General features: G+C 37.1%; 19 protein-coding genes. 11 read left to right on the top strand and 8 right to left on the bottom strand.

The window, feature by feature from the left end; genetic code table 11:
- Positions 1 to 11 precede the first annotated feature (11 nt).
- Positions 12 to 665: a DUF2927 domain-containing protein gene (locus tag MmiHf6_RS07005; RefSeq protein WP_316557082.1), complete on the top strand. Its 654-nt coding sequence runs from the start codon at positions 12 to 14 to the stop codon at positions 663 to 665.
- Between the two features lie 66 nt (positions 666 to 731).
- Here MmiHf6_RS07005 and MmiHf6_RS07000 read toward each other — a convergent pair whose 3' ends face one another.
- Both MmiHf6_RS07000 and mutS read right to left on the bottom strand, forming a co-directional pair.
- Positions 732 to 1,514 (bottom strand): coenzyme F420-0:L-glutamate ligase, encoded by a 783-nt coding sequence (locus MmiHf6_RS07000; protein ID WP_316557081.1) that lies wholly within the window; start codon positions 1,512 to 1,514, stop codon positions 732 to 734.
- Between the two features lie 304 nt (positions 1,515 to 1,818).
- Positions 1,819 to 4,665: a DNA mismatch repair protein MutS gene (gene mutS / locus MmiHf6_RS06995; protein ID WP_316557080.1), complete on the bottom strand. Its 2,847-nt coding sequence runs from the start codon at positions 4,663 to 4,665 to the stop codon at positions 1,819 to 1,821.
- A gap of 86 nt (positions 4,666 to 4,751) precedes the next feature.
- Between mutS and MmiHf6_RS06990 the strand changes: the two genes are divergently transcribed.
- Positions 4,752 to 4,931: a hypothetical protein gene (locus tag MmiHf6_RS06990; RefSeq protein WP_316557079.1), complete on the top strand. Its 180-nt coding sequence runs from the start codon at positions 4,752 to 4,754 to the stop codon at positions 4,929 to 4,931.
- 69 nt (positions 4,932 to 5,000) lie between these two features.
- Here the strand turns inward: MmiHf6_RS06990 and MmiHf6_RS06985 are convergent, their stop codons facing one another.
- The 4 genes from MmiHf6_RS06985 to MmiHf6_RS06970 form a co-directional block, all read right to left on the bottom strand.
- Entirely contained in the window at positions 5,001 to 6,692 is a 1,692-nt protein-coding gene (locus MmiHf6_RS06985; RefSeq protein WP_316557078.1) for a hypothetical protein, read from the bottom strand.
- A gap of 244 nt (positions 6,693 to 6,936) precedes the next feature.
- Positions 6,937 to 7,434 (bottom strand): PUA domain-containing protein, encoded by a 498-nt coding sequence (locus MmiHf6_RS06980; RefSeq protein ID WP_316557077.1) that lies wholly within the window; start codon positions 7,432 to 7,434, stop codon positions 6,937 to 6,939.
- 176 nt (positions 7,435 to 7,610) lie between these two features.
- Entirely contained in the window at positions 7,611 to 7,814 is a 204-nt protein-coding gene (locus tag MmiHf6_RS06975; RefSeq protein WP_316557076.1) for a hypothetical protein, read from the bottom strand.
- Positions 7,815 to 7,834: 20 nt separating this feature from the next.
- Positions 7,835 to 8,398 carry an ADP-ribosyltransferase gene (locus tag MmiHf6_RS06970; protein WP_316557075.1) on the bottom strand — a complete coding sequence of 188 codons (564 nt, stop codon included), beginning with the start codon at positions 8,396 to 8,398 and terminating at the stop codon, positions 7,835 to 7,837.
- 524 nt (positions 8,399 to 8,922) lie between these two features.
- Between MmiHf6_RS06970 and MmiHf6_RS06965 the strand changes: the two genes are divergently transcribed.
- The 3 genes from MmiHf6_RS06965 to MmiHf6_RS06955 all read left to right on the top strand — a co-directional run bounded on the left by MmiHf6_RS06965 (position 8,923) and on the right by MmiHf6_RS06955 (position 12,833).
- The gene (locus tag MmiHf6_RS06965; RefSeq protein ID WP_316557074.1) at positions 8,923 to 11,373 is read left to right on the top strand and encodes a phospholipase C/P1 nuclease family protein; all 2,451 of its coding nucleotides are present in this window, start codon (positions 8,923 to 8,925) and stop codon (positions 11,371 to 11,373) included.
- 20 nt (positions 11,374 to 11,393) lie between these two features.
- Positions 11,394 to 12,044, top strand: a complete 651-nt coding sequence (locus MmiHf6_RS06960) for a hypothetical protein (RefSeq protein ID WP_316557073.1) — start codon at positions 11,394 to 11,396, stop codon at positions 12,042 to 12,044.
- Positions 12,045 to 12,146: 102 nt separating this feature from the next.
- Positions 12,147 to 12,833, top strand: coding sequence for an IS1595 family transposase (locus MmiHf6_RS06955; protein WP_316558655.1), 687 nt, complete (start codon positions 12,147 to 12,149; stop codon positions 12,831 to 12,833).
- Here the strand turns inward: MmiHf6_RS06955 and MmiHf6_RS06950 are convergent.
- Positions 12,785 to 13,399 carry an ADP-ribosyltransferase gene (locus MmiHf6_RS06950; RefSeq protein ID WP_316557072.1) on the bottom strand — a complete coding sequence of 205 codons (615 nt, stop codon included), beginning with the start codon at positions 13,397 to 13,399 and terminating at the stop codon, positions 12,785 to 12,787. The genes MmiHf6_RS06955 and MmiHf6_RS06950 overlap by 49 nt on opposite strands.
- 524 nt (positions 13,400 to 13,923) lie before the next feature.
- Here MmiHf6_RS06950 and MmiHf6_RS06945 point away from each other — a divergent pair.
- The 6 genes from MmiHf6_RS06945 (at position 13,924) to MmiHf6_RS06920 (ending at position 21,558) form a co-directional block, all read left to right on the top strand.
- Positions 13,924 to 16,362, top strand: a complete 2,439-nt coding sequence (locus MmiHf6_RS06945) for a phospholipase C/P1 nuclease family protein (protein ID WP_316557071.1) — start codon at positions 13,924 to 13,926, stop codon at positions 16,360 to 16,362.
- Positions 16,363 to 16,382: 20 nt separating this feature from the next.
- A complete protein-coding gene (locus MmiHf6_RS06940) occupies positions 16,383 to 17,033 on the top strand; it encodes a hypothetical protein (RefSeq protein ID WP_316557070.1) in 651 nt (216 codons plus the stop codon).
- Entirely contained in the window at positions 17,030 to 17,815 is a 786-nt protein-coding gene (locus MmiHf6_RS06935) for a DUF2927 domain-containing protein (protein ID WP_316557069.1), read from the top strand. The genes MmiHf6_RS06940 and MmiHf6_RS06935 overlap by 4 nt, the downstream gene beginning before the upstream one ends.
- A gap of 168 nt (positions 17,816 to 17,983) precedes the next feature.
- Positions 17,984 to 18,568, top strand: a complete 585-nt coding sequence (locus MmiHf6_RS06930) for a hypothetical protein (protein ID WP_316557068.1) — start codon at positions 17,984 to 17,986, stop codon at positions 18,566 to 18,568.
- Positions 18,569 to 18,723: 155 nt separating this feature from the next.
- On the top strand, positions 18,724 to 20,874 hold the full coding sequence (gene mutL, locus MmiHf6_RS06925) for a DNA mismatch repair endonuclease MutL (protein WP_316557067.1): 2,151 nt from the start codon (positions 18,724 to 18,726) through the stop codon (positions 20,872 to 20,874).
- 165 nt (positions 20,875 to 21,039) lie between these two features.
- Positions 21,040 to 21,558: a deoxyuridine 5'-triphosphate nucleotidohydrolase gene (locus MmiHf6_RS06920; RefSeq protein ID WP_316557066.1), complete on the top strand. Its 519-nt coding sequence runs from the start codon at positions 21,040 to 21,042 to the stop codon at positions 21,556 to 21,558.
- A 98-nt stretch (positions 21,559 to 21,656) separates the two neighbouring features.
- On the opposite strand, the gene MmiHf6_RS06915 is transcribed toward MmiHf6_RS06920, so the two are convergent.
- The gene (locus MmiHf6_RS06915) at positions 21,657 to 23,021 is read right to left on the bottom strand and encodes a signal recognition particle protein Srp54 (RefSeq protein WP_316557065.1); all 1,365 of its coding nucleotides are present in this window, start codon (positions 23,019 to 23,021) and stop codon (positions 21,657 to 21,659) included.
- Positions 23,022 to 23,594: the final 573 nt, after the last annotated feature.

Genomic DNA, 23,594 nt, shown 5'->3' with positions numbered 1-23,594 from the left:
AGACAAATATCGTGAATCATTCTCGATTTGATAATAATTTTTGTTTTTTAAATGATAGTGATAACTCAGTCAGTTTTGCGGAAGGTATGAATTTTATCTATGAAGTACAATTGTCTAAAGTTCGTACTCTTGAAAAGTGGACTATACCGATTCGGATAAAATATGAAGGTGACCCGACAAAAGAAGACATTGATGTCTTAAATCAAATTATAAAAGATTTCAATAAAATTAACGGATTTCCCGGAATGAAGATTGTCAATAAAGATGAAAATGTCCTTTTAATTTATGCGCCAAAAGAAGCTTTACCTGAAATTCAACAAAAATATAATCTTACAAATCTGACTATTGATAAAGGTGTTTGTCAACGCTTTTCAGAAAATGGAGAAATAACACAAGCAATTATTGTCATTGAGTCTGATATTGATCAAAATACCAAAAACAGTGTTGTTTTACATGAAATATTTCATATGATCGGGTTTTACGGTCATTCTTATGATAATGCAAGTATAATTAATCATATCGGAGAACCTATTCCAAAGTTATCAGCCGTAGATACTTTATCTTTTAGAATGTTATATCATCCTGAAATTTCAATCGGGATGGAATATCACGAAATAAATGCATATTATCAAGAGAAGGAATTAGCTGAGTTTATGAATGACTGATATGTCTCTGCATAATTCAATCTTCAATCACAAAATTATGTATTTTTGAAAATGAAATGAAAGAATTTATTCATCATTCTTGATTTTCTTTTCTTTCAATTTCAGCAACCCTTGAAGCACCAAATCTTTCTCTTGATCGCGATACATCTCTTTAATTGAAACTTTTTCATTCGTATAGAAATCCAAACCGCGGACGATAACAACCGGAACGCCGTCGCCGCCTTCGCCCATGACCAAATTCGCCGCGCCCGCGATTTCGTCGACGACCGCTTCCTCTGAAATTTCCAAAACTTTTCCGTACAAATCTTCTTCGCCAATCCATTGACGAATCGGTTTGATATTGTAAAGGCCGATGGCGACATTCGTCTGACCGTCTTTAAAAGAACGCCCGTTGGTGTCGGTAATGATGACACTGATTTTTTTGCCTGTTTTTTGTTCGATTGATTTTCCGATTGATTCCGCGTAATTGTCGGGTTTTTCCGGCAGTTTCAAAAGAAGATCGCCGCCGACGTTAGAAGAATCGATTCCCGCGTTAATGCAAACGTGACCGTTTTTATTTCGGACAAGCATAAAAGGCGTTTCCGTAAACACTTCGATGCTTTCATCTAAAATCGCCTGAACAAAACGCGGATCTTTCCCGTTTGACGCCGCAATTCTTTCGGCTTCAGCACTTGGAATAATATCAGCTTCCCGAAAAGTCAGCCCGAGAGATTTTGAAACGATTGTTGACGCAATCACAATAATATCTTTATCGGCAATGTCGGACGCGTTTTTGCAAATAATGTCTGCAATATCATCATCTTTTTGAATTAAAGGAATGTTCTCAACCGCTTTTAAAACTAAGGACAATTCATTCTCTCCGAAGCATTTCTTAAAAATTATATTTTGAAATTACTTGAAAATTGAAACAATTTGTAGATTTGTAAAATTTGTAAATTCATAAAATTTGTAGATTCGTAAATAAGACATAAATAAGACGGATTCATAAACAAGGATGCGGCACATGATGAAAGTTACCCCATCTTGAGCAAAGGATGAAGAAAACTTATGAGCTGATGCCGCTCTTTATTTTATTGTGTTTATTCTTCTTTATTTTCCGGGCGGCGCGAAGCGGCGAACCGGACTTGGAGCAAAGCTCCAAGTTTTATTTTTATTATTGCTCTTTTTCAAGCCGGCGCAGTTTTTCTTTCACTTCTTCCAGCTTCAAAAGCGCCTGCATCGGCGTCATATTGTTGACATCCAAATCCTTGAATTCACTTTTCAGCTCTTCAATTTCGGGATGTTCGATAAACTTCTCAACGATTCGTTCTTCTCCGCCATCGCTTTCGGGATCGAACAGCAAAAGCTGCGTGTACCTTGCCGCTCTTTTTTTGCTGCGCCCTTCATCTTCGGCCAAACTTTCGTTTTCGATTTCTTTTAAAATCTCGGCGGCGCGCTCATTCACTTTTTCGGGAACGCCCGCAAGTCTTGCGACGTGAATACCGTAACTCTTATCGGTTGCGCCCGGAACGATTTTTCGAAGAAAAACCAAATCGCTTCCGGTTTCACGAACAGCGATATGGAAATTTTTCAGGCGCTTCAATTTGTTTTCAAGCGCCGTCAATTGATGATAATGCGTTGCAAAGAGAGTTCGGACACCTTTTTTGTCTTTGTTGTGAATGTATTCGACAACCGCTTTTGCAATGCTGTAACCGTCATAAGTGCTGGTTCCGCGGCCGATTTCATCCAAAAGGATCAAATTGCGCTCGCCGGAATTGTTTAAAATGTTGGCAAGCTCGACCATTTCCACCATGAACGTACTTTTACCGCCCGCCAAGTCGTCGTGCGCGCCGATTCTTGTGAAAATGCGGTCAACGACGCCGATTTTTGCAAACCCGGCCGGCACAAAACTGCCCGCCTGAGCCATCACGACAATCATTGCAATCTGGCGCATGTAAGTGGATTTACCTGCCATGTTCGGGCCCGTAATGAGCAGGAATTGATTTTCCGTCGAATCCATTTCAGTGTCGTTTGGGACAAACGCTTCGGCTGTTGTTTTCTCAACAATCGGGTGGCGACCGTCGCGAATCAAAATTTCCAAACTGTCATCCAATTGCGGGCAAATGTAATTGTTTTCAATCGCCGCTTCGGCGAAACTGCACAAAACATCGATTTTTCCGATCAGATGCGCCATGCTTTGAATGTCTTTGGCATAAGAAGAAACGTGTTCCGTCACTTCACGGAATATTTCATATTCAAGCGCAACAGACTTGTCGTCCGCCGTTAAAATCAGATTTTCACGCTCTTTAAGCTCGGGCGTAAAATAGCGCTCGCCGTTTGCAACCGTTTGTTTCCGGATGAAATTTTCGGGAACAAGATGCTTGTTTGCATTTGTCACCTCAATGAAATAACCGAAAACTTTGTTGTAGCCGACTTTTAAATTTTTAATTCCGGTCTCTTCTCTTTGCTGCGTTTGGAATTCGGCAATCCAGTCTTTGCTGTCGCCCGACACGCTTCGAAGTTCATCCAATTCGCTGCTGTATCCGGATTTGATCATTTTGCCTTCACGAACAGTGATTGGCGGCTCTTCCGAGATGGTTTTTGAAATCAAATCCGAAAGTTCCGCGGCAAAATCAAATTGAGAAATATCATCACAAATCTCGGCAAGCAGCTCCGATTCCGTTTGCGTGCGGTCTGTTTCACACATTTGTTTCATGACGGCGCAAAGCCCGGGCAGTTCCGCCAGCGAATTGCGCATCGAAATCAAGTCGCGCGCATTGGAATTTCCGTACATCATTCGGCTGACGAGCCTTTCAATGTCTGAAATGTTTGTCAGATGCTGTCTTAAATCATAGCGCATCAAACTGTTTTCTTTGAGCGCCGAAACCGCGTTTAAGCGTTTGGTAATTTCAGCGGAATCAACGAGCGGGCGAAGCAGCCAATTGCGCAGCAGGCGGGATCCCATCGGCGTTTTCGTTTTGTCCAAAACGCGAATGAGTGAATAATTTTCTCCGTCATCGCGTGTGTTTTTAATAATTTCCAAGTTGCGAAGCGTCATCGAATCCAAAATCAAATGTTTGGACATGGAATAAAATTGAACGGTTTGGATGTGTTCCAACGCTCTCATTTGCGTTTTAAGCGCGTAGTCAAGCGTTTTTCCGCAAGCGAGAACCGCGTAATCCGCGCCTTTGAAACCCATTCCTTCCAATGTGGAAACATTAAACTGCTTCATCAAATCCGATTCGCATTTTTCAACTTCGGCGGAAATGGATTTGGCGCACGAAAACGTTTCGATTTTGACTTTGTTTTCAGCCAAACGATTCATTAAAAGTTCGTTTTCTGCAAGCGTGTCCTGCAAAATGCATTCGGCGGGTTTATAGCGGGCGATTTCGCTGATGACTTTTTCGTAAGGCGCCGAATCTTCAAATTGGCTTCCGAAAAATTCGCCGGTTGAAATATCTAAAAATGAGATGCCGAAAGTTTCTTCATTGTTTCCGGCTTTGAGACCGGCTCCGGATTTGTCCGATTTTGATTTACTTGATTTTGATTCGTTTGATTTTGATTCGTTTGATTTTGATTCGTTTGATTTTGACTTTTTTGAATCGCCGTCGGGATTAAAAGTGCTTGTGAGCGCCATTAAATAATTGTTGGCGGCATCTGTAATAATAGAAGAATCAATGGCTGTCCCCGGTGTTACGATTCGAACAATGCCTCTTTTAACGATGCCTTTTGCTTTTTTCGGGTCTTCCAATTGTTCGCAAATCGCGACTTTGTAGCCTTTTTTAATCAAACGCGGGAGATAATTGTCAATCGCGTGATACGGAATTCCGGCAAGCGGCATTTGTTTTCCGTCTTCTGATTTGCCGCGGTTGGTCAGCGTGATTTCAAGTTCTCGAGAAATCGTTTTAGCGTCGTCGCCGAATGATTCGTAAAAATCGCCCATGCGGAAAAAAACGAGCGCGTCAGGACATTCTTCCTTTGCCGCATAATATTGCTGCATTGCAGGGGTGGCTTGACTCATGTGATCAACTTTCATCATACGAATTTAAATATAAATATTTCATAATTATAATCTGTTAACTTAAAAACAAACGGAGATGATTTTTTATGCCTTTACTCTGTCCGCAATGCGGAAAACCGACTCTTTATCTTGAAACCGGCGGTGTCATGGGTGACATTTACCGCTGCAAAAACTGCACTTATATCGGCAATTTCGTCATTGAAAGCGATGATGACGATCTTTCGGATGAACTGAGAGAAGCACGCCGAGCCGCAACCGGCAAATAAATGATAATTTTTGATTTAAAAATCATTTTTCTTTTTTTAACTTTTTTGGTTAAGCTTCTTTTGTCAGCTTTATTCTTGTTTTTTTGTTTCAGAGTTTTTTGTTTCAGAATTTGTTTCTTCAATATTTTCGCCCGTAAAAACATTTACAATCGGCATATTTTCGCGCTGCTGCTGAGCAGTTGTTTTCTTTGATCTTCTTTTCTGCGATCTCTTTGAAGTGCTGCCCTGTTTTTTAACAGGTTTTTCTTCAGCTTCGGCAGGTTTTTCAGTTTCAATTTCAGCCGATTTTTCGGTTTCAATTTTAACAGATTTTTCAGATTCTGCTTCATCTGTTTTTTCATTTTCGGCTTCAACAGGTTTTTCGTTTTCAACTGTTTCAGACTTCTTTTCAGCTTTTTCGCTCTCAACTGTTTCGTTTTCAACTGTTTCGGCTTCAACAGATTTTTCGATTTCAGCTGTTTCGGATTTCTCTTCAACTGTTTCGTTTTCAGCTGTTTCTTTTTCTTCAACCGGCTTTTCACTTTCACTTTCACTTTCAGCTTCGTTTTCGGAGCCGGATTCAAGAGATTCAGAAGTTTTTTCTTCTTCCTCTTCAAATTCAATTGCTTCGCCTTCAACCAATTCTTCTTCCATTTCAAGTTCCGTTACTTCTTCTTCGGCGTCTCTTTCAATCGAATCCGCTTCAAGATATTCATCCGTTTCGGAATCGATTTCTTCTTCAATTTCGCCTTCATTCTCCTCTTCATTTTCCTCTTCAATTTCGCCTTCAGGTTCTTCCGGCTTTGCCGTGATATTTGTACTCATCAAATCGAAAGAATCGGCTTTGGAAAGAACGGTTGCTTTTTCTTCGTTTTCCGGATCTTTAATGTCGAATTCGTCGCCTTTAATAAATCGAACATTGCCGGATGAAACATTGCCTTCAATGAATGACGTTTCGTGAATCAAAACGCTTTTGGCAGAAATGCTGCCGCTGATTTTGACATTTTTGTCAATAATAATTTTTCCGGATGTATTTATTTCACCGGTGATGACAGAGCCTTCTCCGATCAGTATTTCCCCTTTGGAGCGGATGAAGCCGTTAAAAACAAGATTTTTGCCGCCGACAAACCGTTTGCAGATGATTCTTGTGTCAATGATGCAATCGTTTCCGATAATCACGTCCTCGGGAACATTGATGCTTTCCGATGAAATTTTGGAGCCGAGCGGAATCACAAAGAATTTGCCGCGGCTGAGAACTTCAGTCATTTTGTTCTCGTCCATATTTTCAAAATCGATTTCTTCATCGTCTTCAAATAATTCGCCAAGCGCTTTATCGATTTCTTCGCTGGTTTTGCCGATTCCGATCATCGCGCGAATATACAAAAAGATAAAAACCATGACAGGAAGCGGGTTTCTCACAACGACCCAGCCTTTTGACAAAAAGCCGCCGTTGAGTTTGACTTCCTTGCCGATATCCAAATCGCCTTCGACAATGATTTTGCCGTTAATGGCTGTGAATTCGCCGATGTAAGCATCGCCGCCGACATTTACGTTTTGGTCAAATTTGCACCAAACATCCACGCGGATATCGTCATCCGTATTGATTTCGCCGGCAATATGAACGCCTTCGCCGACCATTAAAAAACCGCTTTTGACATTGCGTTCAATCACTGCGTGATTTCCGATAATCATATCGGCATCAGTGGCAATGTTTAGATCGTCAATGACAGCATTATCGGGTACAATAAATGTTGTCAGAAAATTTTCAGGCAGCGGCGTCAACTCCTTTGAAACGGTATAATGTAAATGTGAATGTAATAGTGATAATAAATACGATTAAGTGATTTAAAATTATTGTCAAATGCGGCGAACGACTTATAATTTTAACTTTATTTAAATTTGAAATGTTAAGATTATTTAAATTTGAAATGTTAAGAATTTTTGTTTTATTTTCATCTTAAAAATTAGGAATTATTTTTAGATTGAATTTTAGATTGAATTTTTAAATCTTCATTTATTTTTTATCTTATTCATCTTTTTCTTCTTTGTCAATGCCGCTTCGAACCAAAACGGCAGCGCCTTGGCTGCTGTGAAGGATTTCCTGCGGCGACAAAACAAGCTGCCCTGTGGCCAGAAGATTATCCTCTTTGTCGGTGACAAGAATTTCTTCCATTGCCCGAACATTCGAATCAATGGAAATGATGTGTTTGCAGAATGCGGTTTTTCCTTTCGCGACAAACGGCGCGGCGTCATCGACAACGGCAACGCGCATTGCCGGCGCTTTCAAATAAGCGTGCAGTCTTCTTGCGCCTTCCATGCTGAGTGTAAAAAATCCGTCTTTTGCGCGGACGGTTGCGATTCTTTCGCCTCCCGAATGAACCTGGCGAATGCGTTTGGTTTTGGAGAGCTGGAATTTCGCGCCGTCATCAAACAAGACAGCTCCGGCTCCTTTTCCAAACTGGTAGTCGGCCATCATACGAACACGCTTCAAGCGTGTTTCCTGTGTCATCGGTATGCTTGTCATAAATGAATAACTCGTTTAATTGAAGGTAATAGTTGAGTGAGAATACGGCTCTGATAATTTAAATGTTGTTCTGAAAATGAGGAAAAATTAAAATAAGAATCGGAAACGATTTGAAATCGTTAAAAATAATGAAATGAAAAATGAAAAAATAGAGAAATTAAAAGTTTGATTAAATGTTAAGAGCGGAAAAATTCAGCGATTTCATCTTCTTCATATTTTGTTCCGTCTAATCGGAGACCGCGGCGGATTCTTTCATCGTGCCATCTTAAATTTTCCAATGCAAGCTCAAGCTCTTCATCAAGCTGTTTTTTTTCTTCAGCTGTCGGTTCAGGTGCCTGCCCGAGATAAGTAAACACTTCACTTGCTTCTTCTGCGTGCATTTTATCATACCTCTTACTTTTTAAATTTCTTTTATTTTCAATATTGTTATCGTTTTATTTAAAGTTGGCGAAATTTGTATTTCTCTTTGAATTATGTTTGTAATTTTGTAAACAGTATTCCTCGGTCTCAAAATTTCACGTTCACTTCCGTCAATATATAATGCTTTCATTTCATCATTCAATTTAAGTTGAAAAATGATCGGGTTTTCGGAATCTGTATATTGATAGGTTTGATTGATATCTAAACTGAAACTTCCGAATCCTTTTTCTTCAAAAGTTCCACCGACATTCGGGTTTTTCAGCCAGTCAATATTATTAACGCCGCGATAAACAAACGGATTCCCGCGAACTTTGCTCTTGGAAATCGCATTGTCAAGATTTTTAATTGCTGTATCAATCAATTCTTTTTCTTCATATGTTAAATTTTTATGAAAAATCGGAAATCTGCATTTTGAATTAATCGCATAGCACCAAGGTTTGTCTTTCCAGGAATCAGGAACTTTAAAACTCCAATTCGATTTTTGATCATTCCAAAAATGAACATCTTGATAGCAACCGATAAAATATTTTTCAACAGGGAGCAAATCCTTCCGATCCGTGTACGGCGTAAGCGAGTAGAGAGTTTTTTCGTAGCCGAACGGTCTTTCGGCAACAATTGAATTTCCTGCTTCAGCGATAATTTCATTTTGATCATATTCTTAGTCATATTTCATGAAATTTTCAAAGCAAAAAAGATGTTAAGCGAATCGATTTTTTCAAAATGCAAAAGTTTATAACTGAATTTTAGCAAAGCTTTGCAGCATTATTTTATTATTTTTGGTTCGATTTATTCTGATTTTATTATTTTTAGTTCTATTCTCCTCACGACTTATTAAATATCTTGACCCAAAATTTATATTCAGTAATCATATATTTTAATTGATTATATTAATCGCTAGAAAAAATGACAATTACAGAATTTCACATCTGTTTTTGATAAATCTGTTTGAGTATAATGAAGTGAAAACGTAATGAACAGGATATTGCTTAGATCTGTATTTTTATTAAAACAGATTGGGTTGAAATGAATTCCAATTAAAACCAAATTATATTCAATTCAGGTGATTACATGATAAAATCAAAATTTTTAGTTCTTCTTCTTATTTTATTCGCATTTACTGCTATGATCTCTTTGTCTGTTTGTGCCGACCACGATTCTGACACTTCTTCTATATATAATTCAACTGAAGGCAATTCAGTTGCTTCAATGGATAATTCAATTGATAACAATTCTGCGCTTTCTATATACAATTCAACTGACAGAAATACTGATAAAACAGAAGATGTAATTGAATTCATTGAATCTGGAAATGTGTTATCTGATAACTCTCATTTGTGGTTTGATAATCAAAAAAATGCAGAGTTAATTGAATTAAAATATGAAAAAGTTCCGATTGATGACGCTTACTCCCGAGATAAATTAGGAAACATTAATGTCACGGACGGTATACTTGAAGCTTTTACACGATTCGGCTTGTGGCTCGATGAAGAAAAAGTAGATGTGGTGGTTGAAGATACAAACATTATGTACATAGATGACGATTTAAGAGCTATTGAAAATTATTGGGTTTTTGCAACCCGTCCGGAATCAAAAGAAAGCCGCCTTGAAAAAATAAAAAATTCAAAAAGCAAGAATCCTTCTTCAGAGGAAATGGTTGCATTCTTGGAAAAGTTTGATGAGAAATATCCTCTAAAATATGTGTACACCGGGGTTGTTCTATTTATTACGGTTGAAAATAAAGAAACTTTGCTTTCTGAAATTTCCGAAGAAGATCTTCAAATGCTTGAAGCTATAAAAAACGTCCTCCTTGAAAAAAAAAGTATGGACCTCAAATGGGGGTCATCGAATCCAAATGTTCATTTAGATATGTCAGGAACAGCTGCTAAAAAAGTAGGTTTTAACGAATATTATATAAACATGATTGCAAATAATGCGGCTGTACCGGACGATGTCGATTTCATCGAAAACATTGGTGGATTTGATATAGCAATATCGTTGACTCCCCCTTATTATATACTCAACGGACTCGTCTTAAATACTGTAGAGTATTTTTATTTAAAAAACTACAACCATTACTATAATCCGACAAATGGATTTGGTGGCGCAATTGATAGTATTGAATGGATGTATTATAAAACATCAATATCCGGACCAAAGGAAAAAAAATCCGCAAACTTATCCTATTCCTCTCACTACATGGCTGATTTAAGTATGCCATTACACACGAATTATGCTACCGAACAAGTAATTCAGGTAATAAATGGGACTATAAATGGACTTGGCAACGAAGAACCCCATTTCGCTTATGAAAATGACTATGTTGGAGCAAATTGGACTACAGGACACAATTTCTCCCAGTATTCAAAAAATGAAAATAGTTATTATCCGATTTATGATTTAGAGGCACATAGTGAATATTTAGCAAATTTTTCTTACAGTTTTTCAGATGAAGTTTGGGATTGTGGAGTAGAACTCGCAAACGGTACATATATTCCATCTTCTTCAGAGTTCTATGCAACTCAGTATTGTATAATCGAGGGTCAAAGGTCTTTGAATGGTTTAATGCTAAATGGACGCCAATTAATAAAGACAGATTTTACAAATCGGCAGAACATAACACTTCAACTTGGGACGAGTGGAAATGCTGTTCCAAAAGTAGATTTAACACAGCTGAGAGTTTCATTGGGGGTAGAAGATACTGCTAATATTTCTCTTAATGGTCATCAAATTTTAAAATTTGTTGATTCACCCACAGGCGGAAATTTATATATTTATGATGAAAATGGAAATCAATTAGGCGTTATGTCTCAAGTAAACGGCAAGCCTGCTTATGAAAATGTGACTTTTGATGTCTCTTTTATTCACAGTGGCTCTGAGATGGTTATTCAAATTCAAAAATATGATGACGGTATATTCAACGGTTCACGCAGTTATTCATATACGACAAACAGCAATATGTCAACGTTGGTAGCAAATATGACCGGTTATCAATCCAACATAGATTATATCAGCAGCGAATATGACATATACCGTGAGAATTCTTTGTCGGAAGACTATCTAAATGGATTTTTTGAAAAAAAGCAGGATACCGGAACATTCCAGCTTGAAAAATCCGGATATCGGGTCCGACAAATCGCTTTAGAAAATCTGAGAGTTTCGATGGGAGCAGGAGATTCTGCTAATATTTCCCTCAACGGTCATCAAATTTTAAAGTTTGTTGATTCATCCAGCGGCGGAAATCTATATATCTACGATGAAAACGGAACTCAATTGGATGTCATTTACCAAGTAAATGGCAAACCGGCATATGAAAATGTGACATTTGATGTTTTTATTTTTCATGATAAATCAAAAATAAATATTGCAATTATGATATATGATCATGGCATTTATACCGACACTTACACCTATTCTTATGCAATAAACAGTGATATATCATCACTGAGGGCAAATATGACTGGTTATCAATCCAATGTAGATTATATCAGCAGTCAATATTGGGTACTCTACGAAGCTTAAAAAAGGCAGGAGATGATATTATGATTCAAACATTAAAGAAATATCAAGGTCCTTTAATTATATGTTTTGTTCTATCATCCCTTTTGCTATTTATGTTGTTTTTATTTACATATACTCCTTATATGTTATATCAACACATAACAACCGAGCAACTCATTCCGGTTTTCTTTTTTGTGTCAGGTTTGATTCTTAGTTTTATTTTATATTCTATTCTGAAGAAAAAATTCAATTTTGAAATTAGTGTTTTTCTTTATGGTGTCGGATTTACATCTTCTTGTTTCACAGCGATTTTTTATATTTTTCGTCTCCAAGGTCCCACAGAAGAACATTTGGAAACAATATTTCTTTATCTGATTCCATTAACCTTCTTGTATTATTCATATGCGACTATGTTTAAGAATACCGAAAAAGGAGTCCAAAGGGCTACTTTATATTTGATGATTATAACCACTGTTTTTTTTGCCGCTTTAACAATTTTTGAAATAATTAACTATCCGGTTCCATGGGTAGGTCTTCTTCTATTGCTTTTTGGATCATATTTCGCTTATTGTTTAATTCATAAAAAAAACGTGCTTACTCTTCAGGCACTTTATTGGATCCCATTTTTATTTTCATGGTTTGTGTTTTTATATTTACTTTTGCTAAGACTTCTAACAAGATCGATTTTCTGAATTTATTTATTATATTATAAAATCAAAGGGAAGTCATACAATTCAAAAAAAATTAGGGTCATGAGGAGAACAGCCAAGTAAAATGGTGTTTAAATCATGAGTATGCTGTTGAAAAATAAATATGCAAATCGTTCTAAAATTTCTGAAGCTAAATTTCGTCAAATTGTGAAGCTTTTTGCTTTGGATCTGAATGCAACTCAAATATCTCTAATTGTAAATCTTGATAGGAATACTGTCAATAGGTATCTCATGGCAATCCGCGAGCGGATTGCCGAATTTTGTGAACAGGAAGCTCCATTAAAGGGAGAAATTGAAGTTGATGAATCCTATTTCGGCCCGAAACGTGTAAAAGGGAAGCGTGGCCGCGGTGCCGGTCATAAAACGATTGTTTTTGGGATTGTAAAACGACAAGAGAAGGTTTACACAAGAATCGTTCCGGATTGTTCCAAATCAACATTGCAAAAAATCATAAAAGAAAAAGTGGATCTCGACAGCGAAATTAATTCAGATAAATGGCATGGATATAATGGATTAGAAGATATGGGATATAAAAAACACCATCGAGTGGATCATGGAAAAGATGAATTTGTCAATGGAAAACATCATATTAATGGGATTGAAGGATTTTGGGGATTCTCTAAAACCAGGATGAGTAAACACAAAGGAGTTAATAAAAAGTATTTTTATCTTCATTTAAAGGAATGTGAATTTAGGTATAATTATAGGAATGAGGATTTATATCAAAAAATCTTAAAGATTGTTAGAAATAATCCTCTATTCTTATCATGACCCTTAATTTCTTTAATTTTGTATACAATTGTCATTCTACTTATAGACTTTGAAAAATATATTTTTTCCAGAACAACGTCAACAATTTCATAAGTTACATTTCGTGGTCTCAGAACTTCGCGTTCACTTCCGTCAATGTATAACGCTTCCATTTCATCATCCAACTCTAACTGAAATATTATCGGATTTTCAGAATCAGTATACTGATATGAACGACTGATATCTAAACTAAAACTCCCAAATCCTTTTTCTTCAAAAATCCCGCCAACATTCGAATTTTCCAGCCAGTCAAGATTAAAAACGCCTCGAAAAATAAACGGATTGCCTTTCACTCTGCTCCTTGAAATCGCATTATCTAAATGCAAAATTGCAGTGTCAATCAGCTCTTTTTCATCACTCATCAATTTCAAATAAAATTCCGGAAATCGACATTTTGAATTAATCACATAGCACCAAGGCTTATCTTTCCAATCTTCAGGAATCCCAAAATTCCAATCATATTTTTGATCATTCCAAAAATGGACATCTTGATAGCAACCGATAAAATATTTTTCAACAGGGAGCAAATCCTTCCGATCCGTGTACGGCGTAAGCGAGTAGAGAGTTTTTTCGTAGCCGAACGGTCTTTCGGCAACAATTGAATTTCCTGCTTCAGCGATAATTTCATTTTGATCATATTCTTAGTCATATTTCATGAAATTTTCAAAGCAAAAAAGATGTTAAGCGAATCGATTTTTTCAAAATGCAAAAGTTTATAACTGAATTTTAGCAAAGCTTTGCAGCATTATTTTATTATTTTTGGTTCGATTTATTCTGATTTTATTATTTTTAGTTCTATTCTCCTCACGACTTATTAAATATCTTGACCCAAAATTTATATTCAGTAATCATATATTTTAATTGATTATATTAATCGCTAGAAAAAATGACAATTACAGAATTTCACATCTGTTTTTGATAAATCTGTTTGAGTATAATGAAGTGAAAACGTAATGAACAGGATATTGCTTAGATCTGTATTTTTATTAAAACAGATTGGGTTGAAATGAATTCCAATTAAAACCAAATTATATTCAATTCAGGTGATTACATGATAAAATCAAAATTTTTAGTTCTTCTTCTTATTTTATTCGCATTTACTGCTATGATCTCTTTGTCTGTTTGTGCCGACCACGATTCTGACACTTCTTCTATATATAATTCAACTGAAGGCAATTCAGTTGCTTCAATGGATAATTCAATTGATAACAATTCTGCGCTTTCTATATACAATTCAACTGACAGAAATACTGATAAAACAGAAGATGTAATTGAATTCATTGAATCTGGAAATGTGTTATCTGATAACTCTCATTTGTGGTTTGATAATCAAAAAAATGCAGAGTTAATTGAATTAAAATATGAAAAAGTTCCGATTGATGACGCTTACTCCCGAGATAAATTAGGAAACATTAATGTCACGGACGGTATACTTGAAGCTTTTACACGATTCGGCTTGTGGCTCGATGAAGAAAAAGTAGATGTGGTGGTTGAAGATACAAACATTATGTACATAGATGACGATTTAAGAGCTATTGAAAATTATTGGGTTTTTGCAACCCGTCCGGAATCAAAAGAAAGCCGCCTTGAAAAAATAAAAAATTCAAAAAGCAAGAATCCTTCTTCAGAGGAAATGGTTGCATTCTTGGAAAAGTTTGATGAGAAATATCCTCTAAAATATGTGTACACCGGGGTTGTTCTATTTATTACGGTTGAAAATAAAGAAACTTTGCTTTCTGAAATTTCCGAAGAAGATCTTCAAATGCTTGAAGCTATAAAAAACGTCCTCCTTGAAAAAAAAAGTATGGACCTCAAATGGGGGTCATCGAATCCAAATGTTCATTTAGATATGTCAGGAACAGCTGCTAAAAAAGTAGGTTTTAACGAATATTATATAAACATGATTGCAAATAATGCGGCTGTACCGGACGATGTCGATTTCATCGAAAACATTAACGGATTTGATATAGCAATATCGTTTACTCCCCCTTTTTATATACTCAATGGACTCGTCTTAAATGCTGTGGAGTATTTTTATTTAAAAAACTACAACCATTACTATAATCCGACAAATGGATTTGGTGGCGCAATTGATAGTATTGAATGGATGTATTATAAAACATCAATACCCGGACCAAAGGAAAAAAAATCCGCAAACTTATCCTATTCCTCTCACTACATGGCTGATTTAAGTATGCCATTGCACACAAATTATGCCATAACCCAAGCAGTCGATTATTTAAACGGAACCTACGATGAAGAACCTCATTTCACTTATGAAAATGATTATGTTGGAGCAAATTGGACTACAGGACACAATTTCTCCCAGTATTCAAAAAATGAAAATAGTTATTATCCGATTTATGATTTAGAGGCACATAGTAAATATTTGGCAAACTTTTCTTATGGTTATTCAGACGAAGCTTGGAATTGTGGAGTAGAAATCGCAAACGGTACATACACTCCATCTTCTTTAGAATTCAATGCAACTCGGTATTGTATAATTGAGGGGCAAAGGTCTTTGAATGGTTTAATGCTAAATGGACGCCAATTAATAAAGACAGATTTTACAAATCGGCAGAATGTAACACTTCAACTTGGAACGAGTGGAAATGCTGTCCCAAAAGTAGATTTAACACAGCTGAGAGTTTCATTGGGGGCAGGAGATACTGCTAATATTTCTCTTAATGGTTATCAAATTTTAAAATTTGTTGATTCATCCGCCGGCGGAAATTTATATGTTTACGATGAAAATGGAAATCAATTAGACGTTATGTCTCAAGTAAACGGTAAGCCTGCATATGAAAATGTGACTTTTGATGTCTCTTTTATTCACAGCGGTTCTGAGATGTTTATTCAACTTCAAAAATATGATAACGGTGTATTCAACGGTTCACACAGTTATTCGTATACAACAAACAGCAATATGTTAACATTGGGAGCAAATATGACCGGTTATCAATCCAACATGGATTATATCAGTAGCGAATATGACATATACCACGAGAATTCTTTGTCGGGAGACTATCTAAATGGATTTTTTGAAAAAAAGCAGGATACCGGAACATTCCAACTTGAGAAATCCGGATATCGGGTTCGTCAAGTCGCTTTAGAAAATCTGAGAGTTTCGATGGGGGCAGGAGATTCTGCTAATATTTCTCTCAACGGTCGTCAAATTTTAAAATTTGTTGATTCGTCCGCCGGCGGAAATTTATATATTTACGGTGAAAATGGAACTCAGTTGGATGTCATCTACCAAGTAAATGGCAAACCGGCATATGAAAATGTGACTTTTGATGTTTTTATTTTCCACGATAAATCAAACATAAATATTGCAATTTTGATATATGATCATGGTATTTATACCGATACTTATACCTATTCTTATGCAACAAACAGTGACATATCAACACTAAGGGCAAATATGATCGGTTATCAATCCAATGCAGATTATATCAGCGGTCAATATTGGGTACTCTACGAAGCTTAAAAAAGGCAGGAGATGATATTATGATTCAAACGTTAAAGAAATATCAAGGTCCTTTAATTGAATGCTTTATTTTATCATCTCTGATGCTATTGCTTTTGATTATAAATATATTTATATATTTTTCGACGAATGAGAATCTTACCTATCAGCAAAAAATTCATAACCTAATTCCGATTATTTTTTGTGCAGCGGGTCTGATTCTTAATTCTATTTTTTATTCAACTCTTAAGAAAAAATATAATTTTGAATTAAGCGTTTTTCTTTATGGTATCGGATTCACATCATGCTTTTTTACAGCTGTTTATTATATTTTTCGTCTTCAAGGTTCCATGAGAGAACATTTGGGAATAACATATTTTTATCTGATTCTGTTAGCTTTCTTGTATTACACGTATGCGACAATGTTTAAAAATACTGAAAAAAGGATTTCAAAAGTTACTTTATTTTTGATGGTTATAACCGCCGTTATTTCTGTTGTTTTAACAATTTTTGAAATAATTAACTATCAAATCCCCTATGTAGGTATCCTCCAGTTGTTTTACGGATTATACTTCGCTTATTGTTTAATTCATAAAAAGTATGTACTTGACCTTCAGGTATTTGCTTGGATTCCGTTTTTAGTATCATCTTTTGTGTTTTGGTATTTTCTTATAACAAGACCAATAATTTGAATAATATTCATTATATTGAAAAACCAAAGGGGATTCATACAATTCAAAAAAAATCATTTTTTAATAAGACTTTTCTTCTCTTTGGAGTTGTCATTACCGTTGTCGGACTTATCTGTATCGTTGGTTTACAAACAAATACAGATCATTTCAAGCCCGATAGCACTTTCCATTTTTTAAATGACAGCGAAGATGTAATCGATTTCTCATACGGCCTGAATTTTATTTATGAAACGCAGCTTTCAAGAGTCCGAACTATTGAAAAATGGTCTTCCCCCATCAAAATAAAATATGAAGGAAATCCGACAAAAGAAGACATCGCCGTCTTAAAACGAATAATTAAGGAATTCAATACAATAAATGGCTTACCGGAGATGAAAATTGTCAATAAAGATGAAAATGTCCTTTTGGTTTATACTCCCAAAGAATCTTTACCGACGATTCAGGAAAAATATAATTTAAGCGAAATCGATAAAGGCATTTGCCGGCGCCGCTCGGAAAATGGGGAAATAATAAGCGCCGTCCTTGTCATTGAATCCGATATCAGCCAAGAGTATAAAAACAGTGTCGTCTTGCATGAATTTTTCCATTTGGTTGGGTTTTATGAACATTCTTTTGACAAAACAAGCGTAATCAATCGAGATGGGGAAGCGGTTCCAAAATTGTCTGCTGTTGATACTTTATCTTTCAAAATGCTGTATCATCCAGAAATTACAATCGGGATGACGTATGAGGAGATAAGTACGTATTATCAAAATAAAGATATGAATGAAATTTTGAAATAATCATGTTTACGCCTCAAATCAAATATTTTTCACACCGAAGCAAATTTTGATTTTTCATGCAAAATCGCTTTTTTCGAGCAAAGCACAAACAAAGCAAACCGTTAAAAAGATGAAATTGATGTTCTTTCATATTATTTCAGAATTTTAAAATAATTTGAGACAAAAAATATGCCTGACGTTATTATCCTCTGGGACGGTCCGCTTTTTTTTGAGCATATGTTTGAAGAATACGGTATTTCTTCAACTGTCGCGGCGCCGGCTTCTTTAAATTCGCCGCATTTGCCGCCGGCGAAGCTTTTAGTCGTTCCGACAGGATTTACTTATCCCGAACACGCTGCCGTCAGTAATGCGCTTGCCGATGTTAAAATTCAAAAAAAGATTTTTAAATTTGTTGAAAACGGCGGCGTTTTTTTGATGTTTTCGCCGTTGAAAGAAGTCAGCACGTGCAGCGCCTGCCGCGCGCCGGCTGTCACGCCGCTTGCGCGTTTCGGATTGGAAGGCGAATACGTGCAGACTGACATCATGCTTCCGCGCGAAAGTCTGTTGACAGGTGAATCCGACTCCGTTTATTGCGACGGATTTTTTCAAAATGTCGGCAATCAATTTATTGTGATTGAAAAAGATGATGAGGGGCGGGCCGTTCATTTGGAAATGAACAAAGGAAACGGACGAATTGTTTTGTCTTCCGTTCACGAATTTTTATCAAAAACGTATTTTGACTCTCTGCTTTCGGGTCCCAAAGTGAAACTATAAATGAAACAAAATCAAAGTAAATCCAAATCAAATGAATCAAAAATAATTATAAAAACAAATTAAAAACGAAAAAGAGAATAAAAACAATCAAAAAAAACAAATCAAAAAACAGAAAAATAGAGTGAAAAACAAAGCAGGAAACACGGAGAGATAAGATGAGCAAAGATTCTTTTATTCATGTTCTGGATCAGGACACTATTAATAAAATCGCAGCAGGTGAAGTGGTCGAGCGTCCCGCTTCCGTTGTCAAAGAGCTGGTTGACAATGCGATTGATGCCGGCGCCAAAAATATTCGCGTTGAATTAAAAGACAGCGGGAAAACATTGATTTCCGTTCGCGACGACGGCAAGGGAATGTCGCGCGAAGATGTCACTTTGTCTCCGATCAAACACGCGACAAGTAAAATTACGGACATTTCCGATCTTGAAAGCGTTTTGACGATGGGTTTCCGAGGCGAAGCGCTTGCCGCTATCAGCTCCGTTTCTAAATTTGAAATTATCACAAAACGAAAACAAGATTCGACGGGAACGCGTTTGTATTTGGAAGACGGCAGGCAGGAAATAACCGACATCGGCGCGCCTGACGGAACGACCGTGAATGTGAATGAACTTTTTTACAACACGCCGGCGCGTTTGAAATATATGAAAACGGACGCGACCGAATTGTCTCATATCGCAGGAATGGTCAGTGATTTGATTTTGGCAAATCCCGATATTTCATTTACGCTGATCAATAACGGGAAAACAATTTTATCAAGCGCGTCTTCGAATTTGTTCAATTCGATTGTCGATATTTTGGGTCATGAAGCTGCTCGTGTTATGATGGAAATCCCGTCAGAAAATATGGAAACGAAATTGGATGACGACAAAAAGGAATCCGTTGATCAAATCAAAGCGTTGACGGAATACGCCGATATGGAAATTTCGGGCTACATTTCAAAACCGACTTTCAGCAAAACGACAACGGATAATTTGTATTTCATTGTCAACAACCGCCCCGTCACTTCAAAGGAACTTGTCAAAGCGATTCGCCTCGGCTATTATACAAAACTTCCGAAAGACCGCTATCCGGCAGCTGTAATTCATTTGAAAATCAATCCTTCCGAAGTCGATGTGAATGTTCATCCGAGAAAAGTTGAAGTCCGCTTCAAAGATGAAAATCGGTTGGTTCGAATCGTTTCGGATGTTATTGAAACAACACTTCGGCTGTATGAATTGGCGCCGAAAGTGTCGGCAAATGAAGCGAAAAAACTTGTTGAAAAATCATTTTCCGATTACGGGGCACCTCAAAAATCGGAAAATGAAACGAAAAACCAAGCAAAAATTGAACCAAGAAACAAATCAAAAACTGAAGCGAGAAATGAAACGAAAAATGAATCAGGAAACGAATCGAAAACTGAATCAAGAAAAGATTCTCTCGACTCCGATTCTTCAAAATTTTCAAAACCTGATTCTCAAATGAATTACGTTCGGGAAACGCCGGCAGCGTATTCCACAAAGCCCGCTTCTCGTGCCGAAGAAAAACCTGCTTCCGATTCCGGTCAAACAAAAACTTTCGGTGATTCTTTGTCATCCGTTCCCGAAAAATACGGAACGGGATATGTCGCGCCGGCAAAAGATACGGATAAGCGTTTGAAAGCAACGGAAAGATTGCTTTCGGACAAAAAGAGCGATTCAAAAGACGGATCGAAAGACGGGTCAAAAAATGATTCAAAAACGCCGTCGGAAATCAGTATTTTAGATAATATCCGCGTTGTCGGTCAAATCGCCAATCTTTATATTTTGGTTGAAAAAGACGGCGGTCTTTTGATTATTGATCAGCATGCCGCTCATGAACGAATTTTCTATGACATTATTAAGAAGCAGGAGAACATTTCGGTTCAGGAATTGATTTCGCCCGTCGTCATTAATTTAACGCCGAAAGAAAAAGTGCTCATGGACGAATACATTCCGTATTTGGAAGAAGTCGGCTTCGGCATTTCCGAATTCGGCGACTATTCTTACGCGATCAGTTTTGTCCCAATCGTTTTCGGCAGAATGGAAGATGTTTCAACCGTTCATGATTTTATATCCGATCTTTTATCTTTCGGAAAAGTCAAAGACGAGACAGGCGCGCGCGACACGGTTGCCAAGCGGACAGCGTGCAGAGCGGCAATCAAGGCCGGCGCTTCCTGCAATCAGGCTCAGATGGAAGAGCTGATTCGCCAGCTCAAGCTGACCGAAAATCCGTATTCATGCCCGCACGGCAGGCCGACGATATTGATTTTCTCGCAAAAAGAACTTGAGAAACTGTTTGAACGGTCTTAAAATTTACAAATCCGAACTTACAAATTCATAAGTTCAAATTCAAACTTACAAATTCAAACTTACAAATTTAATTCAAATAATTCAAATATAATTTATCAAAAAGTGTAATCTTAATTCAAATTTTGATTCATTCAAATTAAAAATTTTATAAATTGAGGTTGACAGATGTCATTTTTATCAGATGCAGAAATCAGAGAACTTATTTCTCAAAATCCGCCGCTTGTTGAAAACTATATTGACTTGGACAAGCAAGCACAGCCGAACGGTTTTGAAATGACTGTTTCGGAAGTTTATGAACTTTCCGGTGCCGGCGCGGTCGATTTCGACAACAGCGGAAGAAAAACGCCTGAAAAAAAACTGCTTTCTTTCGGCGAAGACGGCTGGCTTCATTTGAATCCCGGAATTTATTCAATCGTTTTAAATGAAATCGTCAACATTCCAAAAAGTTTGGGGGCAATCGCTTATCACAGATCCAGTCTGACACGAAGCGGCGTTGTCCTCGGAACAGCGGTTTGGGATGCCGGTTACAGCGGACGCAGCGAGTGCCTTGTCATCGTTCATAATCCGGCAGGTTTTGACATGAAAAAAGATGCAAGAGTCATGCAATTATTATTTTTCAGATTGGGATCGGACGCCGAAAATTTATACAGCGGCATCTATCAAAATGAGAATATGAAAAAATAATTTTTTGATTGATTTTTTTTCGATTGAATTTTTCAATTATTTTCAATCAGTTCCTTTTCAATCTGTTTTTCTAATTAATTTTAAAAAATTAAAAGAAATCAGAACGGAAAATTCCCGCCCGGATTTCCGCCGCCCATTCCTTTTTTCATCATTTTCTGCATATTGCGGCCGCCGCCTTTGCCGGCGAAATTCTTAAAGGCTGTCTGCATTGTTTTGTGATATTTCAAAAGTTCGCGGATTTCTTCGGGGCTTCTGCCCGATCCCATTGAAATTCTTTGAATTCGGGTGCCGCCGATAATTTTCGGATCGTCGCGCTCGGCCGCGGTCATTGAATCCATGATTACTTTGTAATACTTCATTTTTTCACTTGTCGCGTCCAAATCTTTATCGGAAAGCTTGGCACCGCCAAGACCCATGGAGCCGAGCGGAAGCATGCTCATGACCTGCTTGAGCGGGCCCATTTTGTTCATCGCTTCAAGCTGAGAATACATATCGTTGAGGGTAAATTTACCCTTCATAATATTATCAACATCAAGATCGGTTTCCTTCATGGATTCCTGAACTTTTTCAAGCAGAGACTGCAAATCGCCCATGCCGAGAAGCCTGGAAATGAAACGATCGGTATCGAATCTTTCAAACGCGTCGGGCGTTTCGCCTGTACCGATGAATGCGATCGGCGCTCCTGTTTCCGCAACAGCCGAGAGCGCACCGCCGCCTTTTGCCGTTCCGTCAAGTTTGGTGATGATGATTCCGGTCACGCCGACGGCGTCATTGAACGCTTTGGCCTGCTGGCCGGCGAGCTGACCGATGGCAGCGTCGAGCACCAAAAATTTCTGATCGGGCTTGGCCGCTTCGTTGATGGCTTCCATTTCTGCGATCAAATCGGCTTCAAGCGCGTGGCGTCCTGCCGTGTCGATGATTTTGACATCATACTTTTCGATTTCTTTCATGCCGCGGTTAACGATTCCGACCGCGTCTTTTTCGTTTTCTTCACCGTAGAAATAAATGTTAAGCTTTTCCGAAAGCGTTTTTAACTGCTGGTAAGCGCCCGGACGGAAGTTGTCGGCGCCGATGACGGCGACTCTGAGACCTTTCTTTTGGAAATAGCGCGCCAGTTTGGAAACCGTTGTCGTTTTACCGCTGCCCTGAAGACCGACCATCATGATGGTTTGAGGTTTGAGCTCAATATTTGCGCCCTGTCCCATGATGCCGACCATTTCTTCGTACACGATTTTAACAACGTGTTCGCGCGGGTCCGCGCCTTTTGCCGGCGCTTCTTTAAGCGATCTTTCCTTGATGCGCTTAGACATTTCCATAACCATTTTGACATTGACGTCGGATGTCAAAAGAGCGCGCTGAATGTCTTTAACGACTTCATTGACAATGTTTTCGTCAATGCGGCCGGCGCCGATAAGTTTTTTGAGAGCGCCTTGAAGCGAATCTCCGAGTTTGTCCATAACCATAATAAGAATTCCTTTGCTGTTTTTGAAAAACTTGAATAAAAATTTGAATATTTGAAATTTGAAGAATTTTGAATTGAAATTTGATTAAAATTTTTTAAATTGAATTAATGATTTTTACGGAATATTGCTTGAAGATTATAAAGAGTTTTGGAATTGTGTATTTCATTTCATTTTCTCATTTTTCATTTCATCTTATTTTCTCATTTTTCATTTTATCCTATCTCATTTTTTCATTTCATCTCATTTCATTTTCTTATTTCTTCTCATTTTATCTAATTTTCTTATTTCTTCTCATTTTATCTAATTTTCTTATTTCTTCTCATTTTATCTAATTTTCTTATTTCTTCTCATTTTATCTAATTTTCTTATTTCTTCTCATTTTATCTAATTTCATTTATGTTCATTAAAATCAAATTTATATCTGACCACTTTCTTTTTTTACTTGTTTTTCATACAATTATTTAATACTTAATTCGATATTTATTTTCATGTTGTTTATTACTGACTTATATAGTATAATACAAAATTATTAAAATTAACATTTATCAAACTAAAATTAAAAAATTCTATCAA

Origin of the sequence: Methanimicrococcus hongohii (assembly GCF_032594095.1) — an archaeon.
Classification (GTDB): domain Archaea; phylum Halobacteriota; class Methanosarcinia; order Methanosarcinales; family Methanosarcinaceae; genus Methanimicrococcus; species Methanimicrococcus hongohii.
Note: the sequence above shows the minus strand (reverse complement) of the source record. Positions and strands in the feature narration are given on the sequence as shown.

Coding starts and splice junctions, on each gene's coding strand:
- mutS (WP_316557080.1), bottom strand. CDS start 4,665: ATGAGTCAAGCCACCCCTGCAATGCAGCAATATTATGCGGCAAAGGAA.
- MmiHf6_RS06990 (WP_316557079.1), top strand. CDS start 4,752: ATGCCTTTACTCTGTCCGCAATGCGGAAAACCGACTCTTTATCTTGAA.
- MmiHf6_RS06980 (WP_316557077.1), bottom strand. CDS start 7,434: ATGACAAGCATACCGATGACACAGGAAACACGCTTGAAGCGTGTTCGT.
- MmiHf6_RS06975 (WP_316557076.1), bottom strand. CDS start 7,814: ATGCACGCAGAAGAAGCAAGTGAAGTGTTTACTTATCTCGGGCAGGCA.
- MmiHf6_RS06965 (WP_316557074.1), top strand. CDS start 8,923: ATGATAAAATCAAAATTTTTAGTTCTTCTTCTTATTTTATTCGCATTT.
- MmiHf6_RS06960 (WP_316557073.1), top strand. CDS start 11,394: ATGATTCAAACATTAAAGAAATATCAAGGTCCTTTAATTATATGTTTT.
- MmiHf6_RS06955 (WP_316558655.1), top strand. CDS start 12,147: ATGCTGTTGAAAAATAAATATGCAAATCGTTCTAAAATTTCTGAAGCT.
- MmiHf6_RS06945 (WP_316557071.1), top strand. CDS start 13,924: ATGATAAAATCAAAATTTTTAGTTCTTCTTCTTATTTTATTCGCATTT.
- MmiHf6_RS06940 (WP_316557070.1), top strand. CDS start 16,383: ATGATTCAAACGTTAAAGAAATATCAAGGTCCTTTAATTGAATGCTTT.
- MmiHf6_RS06930 (WP_316557068.1), top strand. CDS start 17,984: ATGCCTGACGTTATTATCCTCTGGGACGGTCCGCTTTTTTTTGAGCAT.
- mutL (WP_316557067.1), top strand. CDS start 18,724: ATGAGCAAAGATTCTTTTATTCATGTTCTGGATCAGGACACTATTAAT.
- MmiHf6_RS06920 (WP_316557066.1), top strand. CDS start 21,040: ATGTCATTTTTATCAGATGCAGAAATCAGAGAACTTATTTCTCAAAAT.
- MmiHf6_RS06915 (WP_316557065.1), bottom strand. CDS start 23,021: ATGGTTATGGACAAACTCGGAGATTCGCTTCAAGGCGCTCTCAAAAAA.